The following is a 279-nucleotide window of genomic DNA, read 5'->3' as shown; positions in this document are numbered from 1 at the left end:
GTGAATGAAGGTGACAAAAGACCTCGAGGAATTACTCAAGCGTATCCGTCTCGACCATGCGGAGATTGTCGAACGCTTTCGCTTTCTCGACTGGAGCGCCGAAGATGCCAGACGACTAGGCGTAGCAGCTCAGTACATGGCCCCGTCCCAGCAAGCTTTCGTCGACCATCTGTACCGTCACCTGGCGGAATTTTCCACGCCGTCCGCGTTGCTTCGCACGCCGGAAGTCACCGCCCGTTTGAAGCAGAGCCAGGCTGAGTATTACCAGCGCTTGTGGAG

1 protein-coding gene is annotated in these 279 nt (G+C 57.0%); it reads left to right on the top strand.

Translation table 11 applies throughout. From position 1 onward, the window contains the following. Positions 1-4: 4 nt before the first annotated feature. On the top strand, positions 5-279 hold a 275-nt coding region (locus FQ664_RS25880), incomplete at its 3' end, for a protoglobin domain-containing protein (protein ID WP_256676099.1).

It is taken from the genome of Pseudomonas persica, from assembly GCF_900291015.1.
Classification (GTDB): Bacteria; Pseudomonadota; Gammaproteobacteria; order Pseudomonadales; family Pseudomonadaceae; genus Aquipseudomonas.
The sequence above is the reverse complement of the archived record's forward strand: the minus strand, read 5'-3'. Positions and strand labels throughout refer to the sequence as shown.